1 protein-coding gene and 1 pseudogene are annotated in these 1,259 nt (G+C 69.1%); both read left to right on the forward strand.

Going from position 1 to position 1,259, the window contains the following annotated elements; genetic code table 11:
* Positions 1-1,012: ROK family protein (locus EOD07_RS34840; RefSeq protein WP_164772864.1), on the forward strand; the 1,012-nt coding region annotated here is incomplete at its 5' end.
* A gap of 43 nt (positions 1,013-1,055) precedes the next feature.
* A pseudogene (locus EOD07_RS34845) lies at positions 1,056-1,259 on the forward strand (sugar ABC transporter substrate-binding protein); the annotation flags it as partial.

Here is a 1,259-nt window from a genome sequence, read left to right on the forward strand (position 1 = left end):
GACCGGACGCTTGCTGGCCGAACATCACGAGGCCGTCGAGCTGGCGGCGGGACCCGAGCCCGTGGTGCAGCGGCTGGCGACGCTGTTTGCCTGGATGCTGGAGGAGCATGGCAGCGAAGGAGGCATCTGGGGCATCGGCCTAGCAGTGCCCGGAGCCGTCGAGAAGCCCGATGGCCAGCGCCTGTTCGCGCCGCCGCTGACCGCGTTCCAGAACTGGGATGGATTTCCCTTCGTCGAACAATTGGCCACGCTTGTCGGCGCGCCTGTCTGGGTGCGAAGCGGCGTTCAGACGATGACGATGGGCGAGTTGAAATCCGGAAGCGGCATCGGGCTGACGGACATGATCTTCGTCAAGCTCGGACGCTCCATCAGCGCGGGCGTCATCTCGGAAGGCGCGCTGCACCGTGGCGCGCAGGGCGCCGCCGGCATGATCGGCCACACTTTCGTGGAGGGTGGAAATCTCGAAACGATCGCCGGCAGCGAGGCGCTGACACGCGAGGCCCGTCAGGCGGCCGACAGCGGTCGCAGCCCCTATTTGGCCGGCGTCCTGGCGCGCACCGGCGAAGTCACGGTAACCGATGCCGGCCATGGCGCGCAGCTGGGCGACCCTTTCTGCATCGACCTGCTCGGCCGCTGCGGCCGCGCCGTCGGCGAAGTGCTGGCGCCGCTGGCCAATCTGCTGAACCCGTCGCTGATCGTGCTTGGCGGCGCGGTTGCCGAGACCGGAGACATCCTGCTGGCGGCCGTGCGCGAGGCGGTCTATCGCCAGTCGCATCCCGTGGTGACACGCGACCTCAGGATCGTGCGCTCGCAAATGGGCGGCTCGGCCGGGCTGGTGGGAGCCGCGCAGGTGGTGGCCGAGGCGCTGTTCGATCCGAGGTTCCTGCAGGGCTGGATCACGCTCGGCTCGCCGCGCGAGCACCCGGAATTCAAGGATTTTCTCGCACGCGCCGCGCTCGACACCGTTACCCGGCCGGCCAAGCCGCGCCCGCCGGGCGGCTCGCTTGCGTAGGACCTGCGATGGTGCGCCGCTGGCGCCTGGGGAGGATTGAGGAATGGCGATCACCGGGCTAGGGCCGCATGGCGAACGAGCGGTTCCCGCCGATCAGGTCGGGCTGTCGGGCGCCGACGCCGATGCTGCGCGCAAACGCAACTTCTCAGTGGCCGTCGTTCTTCACACCACGGTGAGCGACTGGGCCAAGGAGGAACTCGCCGGCATTGTCGCCACTCTTGGCCGCTACGGCGCGGCGGTCGTCGAG

It is taken from the genome of Mesorhizobium sp. M2C.T.Ca.TU.002.02.1.1 (assembly GCF_003997225.1).